19 protein-coding genes are annotated in these 15,866 nt (G+C 72.4%); 12 read left to right on the forward strand and 7 right to left on the reverse strand.

Annotated elements, in window-relative coordinates:
• Positions 1-35: 35 nt before the first annotated feature.
• Positions 36-515 (reverse strand): pyridoxamine 5'-phosphate oxidase family protein, encoded by a 480-nt coding sequence (locus tag OG570_RS42900; protein WP_326954450.1) that lies wholly within the window; start codon positions 513-515, stop codon positions 36-38.
• Between the two features lie 125 nt (positions 516-640).
• On the opposite strand from OG570_RS42900, the gene OG570_RS42905 reads away from it, so the two are divergent.
• Entirely contained in the window at positions 641-976 is a 336-nt protein-coding gene (locus tag OG570_RS42905) for a hypothetical protein (protein WP_247049736.1), read from the forward strand.
• The gene (locus OG570_RS42910; protein ID WP_326954451.1) at positions 976-1,128 is read left to right on the forward strand and encodes a hypothetical protein; all 153 of its coding nucleotides are present in this window, start codon (positions 976-978) and stop codon (positions 1,126-1,128) included. Before OG570_RS42905 ends, OG570_RS42910 begins: the two co-directional genes overlap by 1 nt.
• Before the next feature lie 51 nt (positions 1,129-1,179).
• Here OG570_RS42910 and OG570_RS42915 read toward each other — a convergent pair whose 3' ends face one another.
• Positions 1,180-1,998, reverse strand: a complete 819-nt coding sequence (locus OG570_RS42915) for an IclR family transcriptional regulator (RefSeq protein WP_326954452.1) — start codon at positions 1,996-1,998, stop codon at positions 1,180-1,182.
• A gap of 94 nt (positions 1,999-2,092) precedes the next feature.
• On the opposite strand from OG570_RS42915, the gene OG570_RS42920 reads away from it, so the two are divergent.
• From OG570_RS42920 to OG570_RS42935, 4 genes are read left to right on the forward strand one after another with little or no spacing between them, the layout of a single operon-like run.
• A complete protein-coding gene (locus OG570_RS42920) occupies positions 2,093-3,202 on the forward strand; it encodes a mandelate racemase/muconate lactonizing enzyme family protein (protein ID WP_326954453.1) in 1,110 nt (369 codons plus the stop codon).
• Positions 3,190-4,695: an aldehyde dehydrogenase gene (locus OG570_RS42925; protein WP_326954454.1), complete on the forward strand. Its 1,506-nt coding sequence runs from the start codon at positions 3,190-3,192 to the stop codon at positions 4,693-4,695. Before OG570_RS42920 ends, OG570_RS42925 begins: the two co-directional genes overlap by 13 nt.
• A 1-nt stretch (position 4,696) precedes the next feature.
• The gene (locus tag OG570_RS42930; RefSeq protein ID WP_326954455.1) at positions 4,697-5,833 is read left to right on the forward strand and encodes an iron-containing alcohol dehydrogenase family protein; all 1,137 of its coding nucleotides are present in this window, start codon (positions 4,697-4,699) and stop codon (positions 5,831-5,833) included.
• Between the two features lie 43 nt (positions 5,834-5,876).
• Complete coding sequence (locus OG570_RS42935; protein ID WP_326954456.1) at positions 5,877-6,698, forward strand: siderophore-interacting protein; 822 nt, start codon at positions 5,877-5,879, stop codon at positions 6,696-6,698.
• On the opposite strand, the gene OG570_RS42940 is transcribed toward OG570_RS42935, so the two are convergent.
• Genes OG570_RS42940 through OG570_RS42950 form a run of 3 tightly spaced genes read right to left on the reverse strand, consistent with a single transcriptional unit; the run spans position 6,667 to position 8,764 of the window.
• Positions 6,667-7,146, reverse strand: a complete 480-nt coding sequence (locus tag OG570_RS42940) for a VOC family protein (RefSeq protein WP_326954457.1) — start codon at positions 7,144-7,146, stop codon at positions 6,667-6,669. The two genes, OG570_RS42935 and OG570_RS42940, sit on opposite strands and share 32 nt — an antisense overlap.
• Positions 7,147-7,157: 11 nt before the next feature.
• Complete coding sequence (locus OG570_RS42945) at positions 7,158-7,874, reverse strand: SDR family oxidoreductase (RefSeq protein WP_326954458.1); 717 nt, start codon at positions 7,872-7,874, stop codon at positions 7,158-7,160.
• A 2-nt stretch (positions 7,875-7,876) separates the two neighbouring features.
• A complete protein-coding gene (locus OG570_RS42950; RefSeq protein ID WP_326954459.1) occupies positions 7,877-8,764 on the reverse strand; it encodes a DUF427 domain-containing protein in 888 nt (295 codons plus the stop codon).
• A gap of 102 nt (positions 8,765-8,866) precedes the next feature.
• Between OG570_RS42950 and OG570_RS42955 the strand changes: the two genes are divergently transcribed.
• The 4 genes from OG570_RS42955 to OG570_RS42970 all read left to right on the forward strand — a co-directional run bounded on the left by OG570_RS42955 (position 8,867) and on the right by OG570_RS42970 (position 12,666).
• Positions 8,867-9,370 carry a CGNR zinc finger domain-containing protein gene (locus OG570_RS42955; protein WP_247049718.1) on the forward strand — a complete coding sequence of 168 codons (504 nt, stop codon included), beginning with the start codon at positions 8,867-8,869 and terminating at the stop codon, positions 9,368-9,370.
• 4 nt (positions 9,371-9,374) lie between these two features.
• Positions 9,375-11,096, forward strand: a complete 1,722-nt coding sequence (locus OG570_RS42960) for an MOSC and FAD-binding oxidoreductase domain-containing protein (protein ID WP_326954460.1) — start codon at positions 9,375-9,377, stop codon at positions 11,094-11,096.
• 45 nt (positions 11,097-11,141) lie between these two features.
• On the forward strand, positions 11,142-11,603 hold the full coding sequence (locus OG570_RS42965; protein ID WP_326948167.1) for an SRPBCC family protein: 462 nt from the start codon (positions 11,142-11,144) through the stop codon (positions 11,601-11,603).
• Between the two features lie 97 nt (positions 11,604-11,700).
• A complete protein-coding gene (locus OG570_RS42970; protein ID WP_326948166.1) occupies positions 11,701-12,666 on the forward strand; it encodes a LysR family transcriptional regulator in 966 nt (321 codons plus the stop codon).
• Between the two features lie 49 nt (positions 12,667-12,715).
• Here the strand turns inward: OG570_RS42970 and OG570_RS42975 are convergent, their stop codons facing one another.
• Positions 12,716-13,627 (reverse strand): carbohydrate-binding protein, encoded by a 912-nt coding sequence (locus tag OG570_RS42975; protein ID WP_326954461.1) that lies wholly within the window; start codon positions 13,625-13,627, stop codon positions 12,716-12,718.
• Between the two features lie 359 nt (positions 13,628-13,986).
• Between OG570_RS42975 and OG570_RS42980 the strand changes: the two genes are divergently transcribed.
• A complete protein-coding gene (locus OG570_RS42980) occupies positions 13,987-14,475 on the forward strand; it encodes a beta-class carbonic anhydrase (protein WP_326948164.1) in 489 nt (162 codons plus the stop codon).
• Between the two features lie 6 nt (positions 14,476-14,481).
• Here the strand turns inward: OG570_RS42980 and OG570_RS42985 are convergent, their stop codons facing one another.
• Positions 14,482-14,868, reverse strand: a complete 387-nt coding sequence (locus OG570_RS42985; protein WP_326954462.1) for a DoxX family protein — start codon at positions 14,866-14,868, stop codon at positions 14,482-14,484.
• A 233-nt stretch (positions 14,869-15,101) separates the two neighbouring features.
• On the opposite strand from OG570_RS42985, the gene OG570_RS42990 reads away from it, so the two are divergent.
• Complete coding sequence (locus tag OG570_RS42990) at positions 15,102-15,845, forward strand: hypothetical protein (protein WP_247049708.1); 744 nt, start codon at positions 15,102-15,104, stop codon at positions 15,843-15,845.
• Positions 15,846-15,866 lie beyond the last annotated feature (21 nt).

The raw sequence follows: 15,866 nt of genomic DNA on the forward strand, positions 1-15,866 counted from the left end.
GAGTCCGTCGAAGCCACCCATCCGGGTCTTGACCGCTACAGCTCGGCACGGTGATCGTCGGTCCGGCCATGCCGCTGACAAGGCGTTCCGGGCTCGCGCGGGCAGAGCACCCACATCTCCGACGCCGTGAACGCGTACAGCCGGTACGCCGACGGCGCCGTGACGTCGTCGAGGCTCACGGCCGCGGCGCCGTCACTCCGGGGGTAACCGGCCAGGGCGCGTTCGAGGTCGTCGCCGGCGAGTTCCCGCGCTTCGCCCGCCGCGTACACCGCGCGGCCGTGGTACGGCGCCACCGTCGAGTCGAAGACGACCGCGCTCGCCCGCGGGCGTTCGGCGAGGTTGCGGGAGTGGCGGGCGTCGATCGCCGAGACCCAGACGAACTCGCGGTCGCCCGCCGGGGCGAAGTAGACCGGGGTGAGCCAGGGCGCGCCGTCCGGGTCGGTCGTGCCCAGGGTCAGGTAGCGGTTGGCCTCGATCAGGTCCCGCGCGTGGGCGTCGAGGTCGCTGTCGGTCATCGGGACATCCAACCGTATTCCCCGAACCGGTGAGATGGAGATCACGAGCGGCGGCGTTTACCGGTGCACCGGCCGGGTAACCGGACCGCGTCCGGGTTGGTTCACTTCTCCCAGGAGTTGTTCGCATGACCAGCGTCCTGACCGGCGGCCGCGAAAACGCCCGCCGGGTCCCCCCGCAGCAGCGCCGGCCGGACGGAGGCGACCCCTCCGCGGAGCTCACGAGGCTCGCGGCCCTGGCCGATCTGGCCCGGCGGTCGACACCGCCGATCATGCACCGCGCGATCCTCGCCGGCGGCGATCCGGCGAGCGTGGCCGCGGCCGCGCGGCTGAGCGCCGCGCAGGCCCACATCCGCTGGCACGAGTGGGCGGGCACCTCGGTCCCCCTCGACGAGTACCTCCGGGTCCACACCGCGTTCGCCGACGCCATCGGCGCCCACCACGACGTCATCCAGGAGATCTGATGTCCGCCACCACCGACACGCCGCCCGCGCCGTCCGCGCTGGGCACCCGCGCGACGCTAGCCGAGCTGGCGGCCCTGGGCGAAGCGGCGACGGGCCTGCTGACGGAGATCACCGAGCACCTGGCGCAGCTGGACCCGCCCGCGAAGGACTGACCTCGCACAGCTGACCACCCGCGTCCACTGTGGACGTGGGTTTCGCGCTTCTCAGGTGAGCCGAGTCCTCTGCGGCAACGGCCTCTCAGCCGCCGCGAACCCCAGGTGCTCCGAGACCCGGGCCGCCGCTTCCGCTGTGCTTCGGCCGGCTGCCTCCAGGCGGTTCGCCAGCCTGGCCGCCGGTGCGGAGATGTTCAGTGCCGCCACCACGCGGCCGCGGAAGTCGCGGACCGGGGCCGATACTCCGGCCAGGCCCTCCTCGAACTCCTCGTGGACGCGGGCGAAGCCGTCGCGGCGGCACTCCTGGATCTTCGCCCACAGCTGCGGCAGCGTGCGGACCTCCGAGCGCGGGTCGTCGGCGTCGAAGGCGGGGAAGCGGACGTACAGCTCGTCCGGGGTCGCGTCGAGCAGCAGCACCCGCCCGGCCGACGTGCAGTACGCGGGCACCCCGCGCCCCTCCCAGTCGTGCGCGCGGAACGAGTGCCCGGACACCGAGAGCAGCGTCAGCACCTCCTGCTCCCGCAGGACGCACAGGTGGCTGGTCTCCTCCAGCTCCGCCGACAGCGCGTGCATCACCGGCTCGGCGGCGCGCACCAGCCGATCCTCCACCGTGCGCGCGACCAGGGAGAACAGCCGCCAGCCCAGCCGGTAGCCGAGGGTGTCCGGATCGCGCTCGACGACACCCTCTTCCGCGAGGGCCTTCAGCGCCCGCGAGACCTGGCTCTTCTCCCGGCCGGTCAGCTGCGCCAGCCGGACGACGCCGAGCCCGCCGGCCCGCTGCGCTTCGGGCGAGGCCAGGGCCTCCAGCAGGTCCAGGTCACGGCGCAGACCGTGGCCCGAAGGCCGGGCCGCGTCGGCCGGGAGCGTCATCTCCGGACGTTAACAGTTGGTCTCAGCGCAACGCGCGTTGCGATGTGCCGCCGCCCCTTGCCGCGTCCCGTGGCGGCTCATAACGTCGAAGCCGATGAAGATCACCGACATCGTCCTGGACCGGCTGCGGCTCGACCTCGACCCGCCGCTGCGCGCGGCGTGGGACCCGCGGCCGCGGCGCCACTTCGACGCGACGATCGTGCGCGTCCACACCGACGACGGCGTCACCGGCATCGGGTCCGGCGACACGATGGCCGGGTTCGACGCGGTCAAGGACCTGTTCCTCGGCGAAGACCCGCTCGACATCGTGCGGCACGTGAAGGCCATCGAGACGGCCAACTTCCACGGCGGCCGCTTCTGGCCGCTGGAGGCCGCGCTCTGGGACGTCATCGGCCAGGTCGCCGGGCTCCCGGTTTCGACGCTGTTCGGCAACGCGGCCAAGGCGGTCCCGGCGTACGCGTCGTCGGCCGAGTTAAAGCCGCCCGCCGAACGCGTCGAGACGGCGCTGCGGGCGCACGAAGCCGGGTTCCGGGCCATGAAGATCCGCATCGACCGGGACCACGTCGCCGACGGGATCGCCGCCGTCACCGCGGTGCGCGACGCACTCGGGCCCGACTTCGCGATCATGGTCGACCTCAACCAGTCCTGGCGGATGGCCGGGGACACGGCTGCCGCGTCGGACCTCGCCAAGACCCGCGGGATCGTTCGGCGGCTGGCCGAGCTGGACGTCTTCTGGGTCGAGGAGCCGCTCCCCTACGAGGACGTCGACGGCTTCCGGACGCTGCGCGCGGAGAACCCCGGCGTCCGGATCGCGGCCGGCGAGATGCACCACTCGGTGCCCGAACTGCTGCGCTATCTGGAACACGACGTCCTCGACGTCTACCAGATGGACGTCGTGCTCGCGGTCGGCATGCACCGGGCGCGCACGCTCGCCGAAGTGGCCCAGCTCAAGCACCGGGCCTTCACCCCGCACAGCTGGACCAACGGCATCGGCGTGCTGGCCAACCTGCACGTTGCCGCCGGGGTCGGCGGCGGGCCGTTCTTCGAGTTCCCGTGGGACCCGCCCGGCTGGACGCCGCAGCGGCGCGACTTCATGCTGGCGGAGCCGCTCATGATCACCCCCGACGGCACCCTGGAGGTCCCGCAGCGGCCGGGCCTCGGCATCGAACTGGACGAGGAGGCGGTGGCCCGGTGGCGGATCTGACGCACCAGGACTGGCAGGCCCTGGCGGACAAGCTGACCTTCGAAGCCCGGCCGTTCGTCGGCGGCCGGCCCGTCGAGTCCACTTCGGACACCACGTTCGCGAGCACGTCCCCGCGCGACGGCCGGGAGCTGACGCGGATCCCGGCCGGGAGCGCCGAAGACGTCGACCGAGCGGTCCGCGTGGCGCGGGAGTCGTTCGAGGACGGCCGGTGGCGCGGCCTCGCGCCGCGCGAGCGCAAACGCATTCTCCTGCGCTGGGCCGAGTCCATCGTGGACAACGCGAACGAGCTGGCGCTGCTCGACTCCCTCGAGATGGGCAAGCCGGTCGGCGAGGCGCGGCGCGTCGACGTCACCAAGGCCGCCGAGACGATCGCCTGGTACGCCGAGACGATCGACAAGACCTACGACGAGGTCGCGCCCACCCCCGGCGACGCGCTGGCGTGGATCACCCGGGAACCGCTCGGCGTGATCGGCGTCGTCGTCCCGTGGAACTACGCGCTGCTCATCACGTCCTGGAAGCTGGGCCCGGCGCTGGCCACCGGCAACTCCGTCGTCGTCAAGCCCGCCGAACAGACGTCGCTGGCGACGCTGCTGCTGGCCCGGCTGGCGACCGAGGCCGGGCTGCCCGACGGCGTGCTCAACGTCGTCCCGGGCCGCGGCGAGGTCGTCGGCCAGGCGCTAGGGCGGCACCCGGACGTCGACAAGATCGCGTTCACCGGCTCGGCCGAGGTGGCGCGGTTGTTCCAGGTCTACGCCGGGGAGTCCAACGGCAAGCAGGTCGCCGTCGAGGCGGGCGGCAAGTCACCGCAGCTCGTCCTGCCCGGCGCCGATTTGGCGGCAGTGACACAGGCGGTCGCGTGGGGCATCTTCTACAACGCCGGGCAGACCTGCAACGCGGGGTCACGCCTGGTCGTGCCCGCCGCGTTGAAGGACGAGCTGCTCGCCGAGGTCATCTCGGTCACGGACTCGACGTTCCGGATCGGCGACCCGCTCGACCCGGCGACCGTGCTCGGCCCGCTCGTCGACGACGTCCAGCTGGACCGCGTCCTGGGTTATCTCGACGGCGCCCGGGCCGACGGCGCGACGATCACCCACGGCGGTGAGCGGGTGCTCACCGAGACCGGCGGGACGTACCTCGAACCGACCATCGTGGACGGTGTGCGGCCCGGGATGACCATCGCCCGCGAGGAAGTCTTCGGACCGGTCCTGTCGGTGCTCACCTACGACGGCGATGTCGGCGAAGGCGTCCAGCTGGCCAACGACAGCGACTTCGGGCTGGTCGCGTCGGTCTGGACGCGGGACGTCACCACCGCCCACCGCGTCGCGCGGCAGCTGCGTGCCGGGACGGTGTGGATCAACACCTTCGACGCGAGCGACGTGATCACCCCGTTCGGCGGCTTCAAGGCGACCGGCGCCGGCCGGGACAAGTCGTTGCACGCCTTGGACGCCTACACCGCCCTCAAAACCACCTGGCTCGCGCTCCCGGAGGATTAGCGTGCGACTGAGCATCGAACCCACCGGACGGACGGAATTCGGCCCGGGTGTGGTCGCCGACCTGCCCGCCTACGTCGACACCCTGGGGCGGACCCGCGCGTTCGTGGTCACCGACCGGGGCCTGCGGGCCACCGGCATCGTCGGGCGCGTCGAGCAGATCCTGGCCGCGGCCGGGCTCGAACACGCCGTCCACGAGGACGTCGGCCCGAACCCGTCGACCGCCGAGCTCGACCGCGGTGCCGCGCGCCTGCGCGAGTTCGGCGACGCCGCCGTGGTCGCGCTCGGCGGCGGCTCGGCGCTGGACGCGGCCAAGGGCATCTCGCTGCTCGCCGGCAACCCCGGCGCGGCGGCCGCGGACGCGGACCGGCTGTGGGACGCGGCGGAGGGACTGCCCCTGATCGCCGTGCCGACGACGTCGGGCACCGGCGCCGAGACCAACGGCTTCGGCGTCACCGAAGACCTGTGCGCCCGCCGGAAGGTCTACATCGGACACCCGTCGGTGAAGCCGCGGATCGCGGTGCTGGACCCAGAGCTGACCGTCGGCCTGCCGCCGGCGGTCACCGCGGCCACCGGCCTGGACGCGCTCGTGCACGGCATCGAATCGCTCGCCTCGCGCGGGTCGAGCCCGGTGTCCGCGGCCTACGCGGCCCAGGCGGTCACCTTGGTCGGCCGCTGGCTGCCGGTCGCCCACCGCGACGGCGGTGACCTGGAGGCGCGCTCACAGCTGATGCTCGGGGCGCACCTGGCGGGCCATGCGCTGACGCTGTCGGGCCTCGGCTTGGTCCACGGCCTCGGCCACGCGCTGACGGCTCACACCGGCACACCCCACGGCGTCGCGCTGGCCGCGGTGCTCGAGGAGGTGATGACCTTCAGCGCGCCGTCCGCTCAAGCCGCGTACGAGGCGGTGGGCCGCGCGCTGCGGGTCACGCCCGAACCGGACTGGGCGGCGGCGTCGATCGCGGCGGTCCGCGAAGTCTCGGGCGCGCTCGGGATCAAGCGCCCGCTGCGCGACCTCGGCGTCACGGCGGACCTGATCCCGGCGATCGCCGAAGGCGCGCTGGCCGACGCGGTGACCAAGAACGCCCCACGGCACCCCTCCGAGGCGGAGACCGTGGAACTGCTGCGCTCGGTGTACTAGGGTGACTCGAACGAAGGGCAGCCTAACCTAACCGGAGGTCGAGATGGCCCGGCAGAACCTGACGGCCACCCGGATCAAGCCGGAGACCGCCGAACTGCTCACCATGCGGGTGCTTCGCCGCGAACGCCTTTCGCCGCACTTCGCGCGGGTCACCCTCGGGCAGGACGACGTCGAGGCGTTCACGCCGATGGGGTTCGACCAGTGGTTCCGGCTGTTCATCCCGGTGGCCGAGGGGTCCCTCGACAGGCTGCCGAACAAGCTCAACGCGCTGGCCTACGCCAGGTTCCTGACCATCGCCAAGACGAGCCGGCCGGTACTGCGCAACTACTCCGTCCGCGCGTACCGGCCCGACGGCCCCGACGGACCGGAGCTCGACGTCGACTTCGTCCTGCACGGCTCCGCCGCGGACGGGACCGCGGGCCCGGCCGCGACCTGGGCGCAGCACTGCAGGCGGGGCGACGCCGTCGCGATCCTCGACGAGGGCATCGGCTTCAACCCGGCACCCGGCCGCGAGCACTTCCTGCTCGTCGCCGACGAGACCGGCCTGCCGGCGATCGCGGGCGTGCTCGCCGCACTCCCCCGCGACGCGACCGGGCACGCCCTGATCGAGCTCCCCGACGCCGAAGATCAGCAGCCGCTCGACGCACCTCCAGGGGTCAAGGTCACCTGGCTGGCACGCGGCCGCGGCGCCGCCGCCGGACAGGTGGTGCTGGCCGCGGCCCAGGACACGCCCGTGCCCGCGGTTCCGGTGCACGGCTGGGTGGTCGGGGAATCGGCCATGGCCGTCGCCCTGCGCCGGCACTGGGTGCGGGCCGGGATCCCCAAGGACGACGTCATGTTCTGCGGCTACTGGAAGGCGCGCTGAACCCGCGTTCCTGGACGACCCACGTGTTGCCGTCCGGGTCGGCGAAGTCCAGGAAACTCGCGTAGTCACGCCGCCGCGGATCGGCTCCGGGCGCGAAATCCCCTTGCCAGTCCACGGACTTCTTGTGCCGGACCTCGCTGACGGGGACACCGCGGGCAGCGAGTTCGCGGTGCGCGGCTTCGATGTCGGCCACCACCAGATAACCGGCGCGGGCCGAGCCGGGGGCCGCGGCGGTCAGGCCGGTGCCGAGCTGGATCGAGCACGCCGAGCCGGGCGGGGTCAGCTGCACGACGCGGAACCCGTCGTTCGGCCGGTAGTCGACGTCCAAGGTGAAGCCGGCTTGGCCGGTGTAGAACCGGATCGCCCGGTCGACGTCGGCGACGGGCAAGGTGACGACCTCGATGCGGTAGTCCATGACAAGGGCGCCGTCCGGCGTCGGGGTGGACATGAGTGCTCCTTTCAGACGAGGGGTTCGCCGCCGTCGACGCCGAGCGTGACGCCGGTCAGGAAGGTGTTCGTGAGCGCGAAGACGACCGCGTCGGCGATGTCTTCAGGGTGGCCGATGCGCCGCGCGGGGTTCGTGGCCGTGCGGGTGGCGAACAGCTCGGCTTTGTTGTCCGCACCGAGGCCGTCGTAGGCGCCGGTGTCGATCGTGCCCGGCGAGACCGCCGTGACGCGGATCGGCGCCAGCTCGACCGCGAGACCGCGCGTCACGACGTCGACGGCCGCGTTGGTCGCGCCCACCGCGAGCATGCCGGCGGCGGGTTTGCGGGCGGACGAGCCCGAGAAGAAGACGAACGAGCCGTCCTCGGGCATCCGCGGCGCGAGGTACTTGGCCAGCAGGATCGGGCCGAGCACCTTGACCTCGAACGACTTCAGCACGGTGTCGTGGTCGAGGTCGCCGACCGCGCCGCGGGCGCGGGCCGAAGCCGTCGACACGACGTGGTCGACCCGGCCGAGCCGTTCGGCCAGCGCGGCGACGCCGGCTTCGTCGGTGAGATCGGCCTGCTCGGCCGTGACGCCTGGGTCGTCGTACGCCGCGGCGAGTGCTTCCGGGTCGCGGCCGGCGACGACGACCGTCGCGCCCGCCTCCCGGAGGGCCAGGGTGACGGCGCGGGCGATCCCGCTGCCGCGGCCGATGACGAGCACACGGCGGTCTTTCAGGGTGGCGGACATGGTCACTCCGTTCCAGTGGGTGCGGCCGCGGCGCGGGACCGCAGTTCGTCGGGATCGAGACCGCGGTCGACGCCGTGCGGGGACACGGTCTGGCCCGGTTCGAGGGCCAGCTTGCGGTCGTCGAGGTGGACGTCGACGAGGTCCGGTTCGAACGAAACGAACCCGGACACCCGGGCCACCTCGGGCCACGCCTCGGGGTACGACCACGCGGCGCGCTTGCGGGAGCCGATGTCGAAGTAGCCGGCCAAACCCTTGTAGGGGCAGAAGGTCTGGCCCTCGACCGGGGTCAGGGCCGCCTGGTCGACGTCTTCGCGCGGCACGTACCAGCGCGGCGCGAAGCCGGACTCGTAGAGCACGACCGGGCGATGGGTGTCGGCGACGACACGATCGCCGTCGCGCACCACGAGGTGCCGGGACGTCCGCCGGATGTCGACGCGGTGGTACGGGTCGGCCGCGTGCCCGAGAATCCGCTCGTCCTCCTCGTAGAAGGCGTCCATCGCCCGCCAGGCGAAGGCGACGCGGTCGCGCAGCACACCGGCGTGGTCCGGGAGGCCGGTGTACTGCCAGGCCGCCCGCGGCACCTCCTGCTCCCCCGCCCGCACGGTGAACCACGCGGCCGGGCCGAGCTCGCGGTGGGTCGTGGTGCGCGGTTCGGTGCCGAGCACGCCTTCGGCGACGTCGGCGCGCGGGAAGTACGCCACCGGGTAGCGGTTCGGCTCGTGCAGGAGCACGACGTCTTCGCTGTCGGCCACCCACTGCCCGCCGAAGCGCACGCGCATCCGGCGGCGCAGCGGCTCGGCGAACAGCAGCCGCTCCGGCAGCGGCTGCGGCACCAGGAAGTGCCCGACCGACCGCTCCGAGAGCGGTCCTTGCTGCCACGACAGTCCCATGACCTGCCCCTTTCCGGCTAACCCCATCGATCAGCTTTACTGGTTAGACACGGAACCACAGGAGGGTGTAACCTGTCAACTACGAGTTGGGAGGTTAGATCGATGGGCTTCGAAAAGCTGCTGCTCGACCTGTTGAACAGCACCCCCGTGCGCAACGGCGCACCCGAGGACGACCTGGCCGACGCGGCACTCGGCCGCAGCTGGCTCGCCGCCCACGGCCAGCCGGCCTCCGAAGCGGAGTGGCAAGCGCTGCGCGAGGCGCGTGCCGTGCTGCAGCGGATCGTGCGCGGCGAGGACCCGGCGGCGTCGGCCGCGCCGTTCGTCGAAGGCCTGAGCTACCGGGCACACTTCGCGGACGACGAGATCCAGTGGGAGCTCGATCCCGCGCCGGGTCATTCCGCCGCGTCCCGGGCCGTGCTCGCCTGGGCCGACCTCACGAAGGCCGGCGGGAACCGGCTGCGCCCGTGCGCGAACCCGGAGTGCCGGCTGTTCCTGATCGACCACAGCAAACCCAACAGCGCCCGCTGGTGCTCGATGGCGGTCTGCGGCAACCGCATGAAGGCCCGGCGGCACTACCAGCGCTCGCGCGCCGAACCCGCGGAGTGAAACCGTGCCCAGACTGCTGTCCCTCAACGTCGGGAAACCGAAGGACGTGCCCTGGCAGGGCCGGACCGTCCACACCGGAATCTTCAAGTACCCCGTCGACGGCCCGGCGATGGTCCGCCGGCTCAACATCGACGGTGACGGCCAGGGCGACCTGGGCGGCCACGGCGGCGAGAACCGCGCGGTGCTCGTCTACCAGCGCCAGTCCTACGACTTCTGGCGTGACGAGCTGGGCCGGGACGACCTCGAATACGGCCAGTTCGGCGAGAACTTCACCGTCGACGGCCTGCCCGACGACGAGGTGCACATCGGCGACCGGTACCGGATCGGGGAGGCCGAGCTCGAGGTGACGCAGCCGCGCGTCACGTGCTTCCGGGTGGGGATGCGCCTCGGCGAGCCGCGGATCCCGGCGCTGCTGGTCGCGCACCACCGGCCCGGCTTCTACCTGCGAGTGATCCGCGAAGGCCGGGTCCGGGCGGGCGACGAGATCGTCCGCACCCGGACCGGGCGCCACGAGATGAGCGTCGCCGACATCGACGCACTCCTCTACCTGCCCGGGCGCGACACCGCCGATCTCCGCAAGGCCGTCGACATCCCGGCGCTCAGCCCCGGCTGGCAAGGGTCGTTCCGCGACCTGCTCGCCGAACATGAACACGAACGCAAGCCCGAAACCGCGGCCTGGACCGGGTTCCGCGAGCTGCGCGTGTCCCGCGTCGTGCCGGAGAGCACCACCGTCACGTCGATCCACCTGACGGCCGCGGACGGCGCGCCGCTGCCCCGGCCCGAGCCCGGCCAGTTCCTCACGCTGCGCGTCCCCGGGGCCGGCGACCCGGCGCCGGTCCGCAGCTACTCGCTCTCGGCGATGCCTTCGGACACCGAGTACCGCATCAGCGTGAAGCGGGAGGACCACGGCGCGGTGAGCGGCTTCCTGCACACCCGGCTGACCGCCGGCGCGGTCCTGCCGGTCGCCGCGCCCCGCGGCGACTTCGTCCTGGCCGAAGACGATTCGCCGGTGCTCCTGATCTCCGCCGGCATCGGCGTCACGCCGGTCCTGGCGATGCTGCACACGCTGGCGGCGGCGGGCAGCACCCGCGACGTCCGCTGGCTGCACACCACCCGCTCGGCCGCCGAACACGCCTTCGCCGCCGAAGCGCACACGCTGCTCGCCGGTCTCCCCCACGCCCGCGAACACGTCTACTACACGGCGGAAACCCCGCCGTCCGGCACCGCGGGCGCCCGGCGGGGCCGGCTTGACCGGGCCGCTTTGTCCACTTTGGACCTGCCGGTCGACGCGACCGCATACGTTTGCGGTCCCGAAGGTTTCATGTCCGCGACGCGGGACGCGCTCGTCGGGCTCGGCCTGGCACCCGGCCGGGTCCACAGTGAACTGTTCGGCGCGCTGCCGGCGATCAACCCCGGGATCGTCGGCGCCGTCCACGCGCCACCCCACCCACCGGCCACCCCGCCGGGCACCGGCCCCCGGGTCACGTTCGCCCGCAGCGGGCTGACGGTGCCGTGGAGCGCGGACTACCCGAACGTCCTGGAGTTCGCCGAGGCGTGTGACGTGCCGACCCGCTGGTCCTGCCGGTCCGGCGTCTGCCAGACGTGCGTGACGCCGGTGCTGTCGGGCGAGGTCGGCTACGAGCCCGACCCGCTGGAGGACCCACCACCGGGCACGGCGCTGGTGTGCTGCGCCCGGCCGCGGTCGGACCTGGTGCTGGACCTGTGACCGCCCGGACGGCGTACACGCGAGAGCCGTGGCAGTCTCGGGGCCATGACGTCAGAACGGTTCGAAGTGACCCGCAAGGTCGAGGCGCCGCCGGCGAAGGTGTTCGCCCTGCTGACCGACCCCCAGGGGCACGTCGCCATCGACAGCTCCGGGATGCTGCAGTCCGCGGACGGCGAACCGGTCCGCGGGGTGGGCGACGAGTTCGTCGTGCACATGGACCGCGAGTCCCTCAACGACGTGCCGATGGGCAAGTACGACGTCACGGTGATCATCACCCGCTACGAGCAGGACAGCCGGCTGGAGTGGACGATCTCCGGCACCATCCAGCCGCCGATCCGGCACCTCTACGGCTACCGGCTCGAGGCGGACGGCACCGGCACGCTCGTGACGTCGTACTACGACTGGAGCCAGATCGAGGAGCGGTACCGGGACAAGATCACCTTCCCGATCATCCCCGAGACGGCGTTGCGCGCCACCCTCGGCATCCTGGCCCGCACGGTCGAGTGACCAAGGTCGAGTGACGGCGTGGAGTAGCGACTCAGGTCGGGTGCCCGGGGTGATCACGCGGACTAAAGTGAGCTCACCCCGACCACCGGAGGGGGCCGTGGAGCTGGAACTGCGTCACCTGCGCGCGCTCGTGGCCGTGGCCGATACGCGCAGTCTCACCCGGGCCGCCCGGGTGCTGCGGGTTTCCCAGCCCGCGCTGTCCGGGCTGCTGCGGCGGGTCGAACGGTCGGTCGGCGGCCTGCTGTTCGTCCGCTCCCCCACCGGCTGCGTGCCGACGCCGCTGGGCGCGGACGTCGTCGCCGAAGCGCGCACCGTGCTCGCCGGGGTCTCCGCGCTGACCGAACGGATCGGCGAACAGCGGGCGCCCGCCGGGCCGTTGCGCGTCGGCGGGTACTGCGGCTTCCTGCACCTGGCCGTCTCGCGGTGGCTGCGGGACCAGCCGTGGTGCCACGGCGTGAGCGTGCAGGAGGACCAGGACGAGGCCGTCGCGCTGGCGCGGGTCGCCGCGGGCTCACTCGACCTGGCGCTGGTCTACCTCCCGCCGCTGCCGGACGCGGTCGTGCCGGACGGCGTCGGGAGCGTCGTCGTGCACCCGCGGGAGCCGGTGTTCGTGATCCTCGCGCACGACCACCCCCTGGCGCGGAGCCGGACCGTGCCGTTCGCCGGGCTCGCCGAGCACCCGTGGGCGGACGACCCGCCGGGCACCACGCGGTGGTCGGCCTACCTGCAGCGGGTGTGCCGCCGGCACGGCGTCGCGCTCGACCAGCCGCACCGGCCGCAGTGCCTGGCGACGCTGCAGGACCTCGTCCGGGCCGGCATGGCCGTCGCGCCGGCGCTCGCGACGCGCGAGGACCTGCCGGCGACCATCGTCGTGCGGGCCATCGAAGGCGCGCCCCTGTGGCAGGAGCTGCGGCTCTGCTACCGGCCGGGCACGCCGGTGGCGGCGCGGATCGGCGAGATCCACGACGCCGTCGTGCGCGTCTACGCCGGCCGGCAGGGCTGCAGTGCCGCGTTCGACCACTGGTGGCGCGAACGCGGCCGCGAGCTGCTGCCGGCCGGCTGAGCCGACGCCGGTGGCCGGGGTGCTCGCCGAGCCGGCGAGCACCCTGGTCTCAGACGGTCACGCGCCAGGTGCTGTTCGGCGACGGGACCTCGAACCGCAACGTCGAGCAGTCGTAGTCGGCGGGCCGCGGGTTCGCGGTGGGCCGCAGCGGCGAGTTCGTCGCCGACGCCGCCACCCACTGCCCGGCGACGCGCAGCCGCAGCGAGCTCGACTCGAACACCGCGCCCCGCGCGTCCGCGCAGTAGTAGGCGTTGCCGGTCGCGGGGTTGCGCGTCGAGTAGAGCTCGAAGATGTCCCAGCCCTCGTCGAGCCCGCTCTGGTCGCTGCCGCTCTGGGTGAAGAGCGTGTCCCACGCACCGGTCTTCACGTTGCGGAGCGACGCGGTCCAGCTGTTGGCCGTGGTGTTCGTCCGGACCTCCTGCACGGTGTAGGCCGGGTGCCCGTCGACGGTGCTCGTGTAGTTCGCGAGGAACGCGCTGTCGATCGGCACGACCTTGGCCGGCGACACCGACCGGCACCAGTCCCACGCCCAGACCTGCGCGGCCTGGCCGAGCCCGTACGCGGTGACCACCTCGACGCACGAGTGCCCGGTGGGTTTCATGGTCGGCGCGTAGACGACGTCCGAAGAGTGGGAGATCCGCAGACTCGGCGTGACGCTCTGGGTCACGACCAGGCCGTCGGCGCTGGTGGCCAGCTGGGGTTCCGGCCCCCAGAAGGTGTGCTTCTGTGCGGCGGCCCGGGGCGCCGCGCGGCCGGCCTGCGCCCGGCGGATCTCCAGGAACCGGTCGGCCGCGGGCCCGGCGGCGGCCTTCGCGGCGGCCCCGGTCAGCCCGGGCACGGTCCCGCCCGGCGCGGACATCGGCACAGCGGCAGCGATGGGGACGGCTGCGGCCGGGACGGCGGCGGCCAGGGCGAGCACCGCCACCACGGCGGCGCAGAAGACGGTGGACAGTTTCCGCATCTCGGCATCTCCTCGTCGGCGAAGGAAACCGCGCGGACGGTGGGGAGCGGGGAGGACGCCGTCCGCGGGTCACCGGAGGTTAGGCCGGGCTTTCCCTTGTGCGGCAGCGACTTTCGACGGGTCGGAGCGCGTCGTCGCAGGCCACCGGGGTCATACGGTTTGCGACGACGAGGCGTTATGCCCCCGTTCGGCGCAGACCGCGTCCGGAGTGGACGGACACGCGCGTTCGGCGCGGGGGCCCGCGCGGATGGGTGCGGCACCCGTTCGGGCCAGTCCGGTCCCAGGTCATGGGCACGGTTGCGCATGGCCGCATGGAAGGGTCCACTCGGCCGAGCCACTACTACCGCGGAAGGACCACCATGTCGGTCACCGACGACCTCCTGGCCAACAACGCCGAGTACGCCGCGCAGTTCTCCGGGCCGCTGCCGCTGCCGCCCGCCAAGCACGTCGCCGTCCTGGCCTGCATGGACGCCCGCATCAACGTCTACGGCGTCCTCGGCCTCAACGAAGGCGAAGCCCACGTCATCCGCAACGCCGGCGGTGTCGTCACCGAGGACGAGATCCGGTCGCTCGCCATCAGCCAGCGGCTGCTCGGCACCGAGGAGATCATCCTCATCCACCACACCGACTGCGGGATGCTGACCTTCACCGACGACGACTTCAAGAAGTCGATCCAGGAGGACGTCGGCGTCAAGCCCGCGTGGGCCGCCGAAGCCTTCACCGACCTCGACACCGACGTCCGCCAGTCGATCGCGCGGATCAAGAACAGCCCGTACATCCCCAAGAAGGACTCGGTGCGCGGGTTCGTCTTCGACGTCGCGACCGGGAAGCTGAACGAGGTCGCCTGACGGCGTTCAGGCGGTGAACGGCGCAGGACCGAACCGGCCCCACGCCACGAACGCCGCGAGCGCGAGGTAGGTCAGGTTCAGCGCCACGAACCGGCCGGCACCGTCGTGGCGGAGGTGGGTGATCATCGCGCCGATCATCAGCACCACCCAGCAGGCGGCGGTGACCGGCACCAGCACCGGCGCGACGCCGGTGAGCGCGGGCAGGACCAGGCCGATCGCGGCCAGGAGCTCGAGGACTCCGAGGGTCTTCACGAAGCCGGCACCGAAGTCCCCGGTCCACTGCCCGCCGGGGATCCCGGCCAGTTTCTCCTTGGCCACGAAGGTCTTGCTGACCCCACCGGTCAGCGCGACGACGGCGAGCAGTCCGGCGGCGATCCACAGTGCGAGGTTCACGGGGTTCTCCTTGAGGTCTTGGTGATCGACCTCGAGATGCCGCCGGACCGGAGTTTGTGACACCTCGCGAGACATTGCGGAAGGTGAGCACGCGGCTACGTCGAAGACGTCGATACCGCATCTTTCGGGCGATGAAGGCGATCTCCCCCAACAGGGCGTAACGGATCACCCGCTTGGTCGATAGTCCGTTCGTGTCCGGGACGCCCGGACCTTCACGAGGGGACCCATCGCTCATGTCTCGACTCCGCCTGGGAGCGCTCATCGCCACCGGGGCCGTCGCCGCCCTGATCTCCACCGGGTGCTCCAGCACCTCCGGGACCGCCGAGCCGGCCGGCGCGTCCGCCGCTCCCGCCGCGGCCTCCACCTCCGCCGAGGCCAAGGCCGCGTCGCTCGACGCCAAGCAGGCCGGGACCGCCGTGGTCGCCGCCGCGAAGCAGGCCAAGGCCGTGCACGTGCGGGGCACCGTCTCCGAGGGCGGGAACATCAACCTGGACCTGCAGCTCAACCCGGACAGCGCGAGCGGCACCATCGTGAAGGACGGTCTCGAGGTCCCGGTGCTGCGCGTCGGGGACAAGTACTACTTCCGGTTCAGCGAGTCGCTGATCAAGGAAGCCGGGATCCCGGCGTCGCTGAGCAAACCGCTCAAGGACAAGTGGGTGCCCTCGACGTCCCAGATCGGCGCCGGCATGGGCGAGGCGTTCAAGCAGTTCCTCGACTACAAGACCTTCACCGACAACACCATCGGCGAGATCGACTCGGCGACCTTCTCCGGCGGCGAGCAGACGACCGCGGGCGGCGTCCCGGCCCTGAACTTCACCAGCTCCGACGGCACCGCGACGGTGGCCGCCGCCGAGCCGCACTACCTGCTGCGCATGCAGGAGCCGAAGAGCGGCACGATGGAGTTCAGCGACTGGGACAAGCCGACGACGGTCACCGCGCCGAAGGCCTCGGAGATCTACTCCGGCCCCGGCGCCTGACCCGACCGACCCCCGAGCCCG

Source organism: Amycolatopsis sp. NBC_01286 (assembly GCF_035982555.1).
Classification (GTDB): Bacteria; Actinomycetota; Actinomycetes; order Mycobacteriales; family Pseudonocardiaceae; genus Amycolatopsis.

Bases quoted from the DNA above. Each gene is read 5' to 3' on its own strand.
- OG570_RS42940 (WP_326954457.1), bottom strand. From the start codon at position 7,146: ATGTCCACCCCGACGCCGGACGGCGCCCTTGTCATGGACTACCGCATC.
- OG570_RS42935 (WP_326954456.1), top strand. From the start codon at position 5,877: ATGGCCCGGCAGAACCTGACGGCCACCCGGATCAAGCCGGAGACCGCC.
- OG570_RS42905 (WP_247049736.1), top strand. From the start codon at position 641: ATGACCAGCGTCCTGACCGGCGGCCGCGAAAACGCCCGCCGGGTCCCC.
- OG570_RS42920 (WP_326954453.1), top strand. From the start codon at position 2,093: ATGAAGATCACCGACATCGTCCTGGACCGGCTGCGGCTCGACCTCGAC.
- OG570_RS42945 (WP_326954458.1), bottom strand. From the start codon at position 7,874: ATGTCCGCCACCCTGAAAGACCGCCGTGTGCTCGTCATCGGCCGCGGC.
- OG570_RS42975 (WP_326954461.1), bottom strand. From the start codon at position 13,627: ATGCGGAAACTGTCCACCGTCTTCTGCGCCGCCGTGGTGGCGGTGCTC.
- OG570_RS42950 (WP_326954459.1), bottom strand. From the start codon at position 8,764: ATGGGACTGTCGTGGCAGCAAGGACCGCTCTCGGAGCGGTCGGTCGGG.
- OG570_RS42910 (WP_326954451.1), top strand. From the start codon at position 976: ATGTCCGCCACCACCGACACGCCGCCCGCGCCGTCCGCGCTGGGCACC.
- OG570_RS42980 (WP_326948164.1), top strand. From the start codon at position 13,987: ATGTCGGTCACCGACGACCTCCTGGCCAACAACGCCGAGTACGCCGCG.
- OG570_RS42990 (WP_247049708.1), top strand. From the start codon at position 15,102: ATGTCTCGACTCCGCCTGGGAGCGCTCATCGCCACCGGGGCCGTCGCC.
- OG570_RS42965 (WP_326948167.1), top strand. From the start codon at position 11,142: ATGACGTCAGAACGGTTCGAAGTGACCCGCAAGGTCGAGGCGCCGCCG.
- OG570_RS42915 (WP_326954452.1), bottom strand. From the start codon at position 1,998: ATGACGCTCCCGGCCGACGCGGCCCGGCCTTCGGGCCACGGTCTGCGC.
- OG570_RS42955 (WP_247049718.1), top strand. From the start codon at position 8,867: ATGGGCTTCGAAAAGCTGCTGCTCGACCTGTTGAACAGCACCCCCGTG.
- OG570_RS42900 (WP_326954450.1), bottom strand. From the start codon at position 515: ATGACCGACAGCGACCTCGACGCCCACGCGCGGGACCTGATCGAGGCC.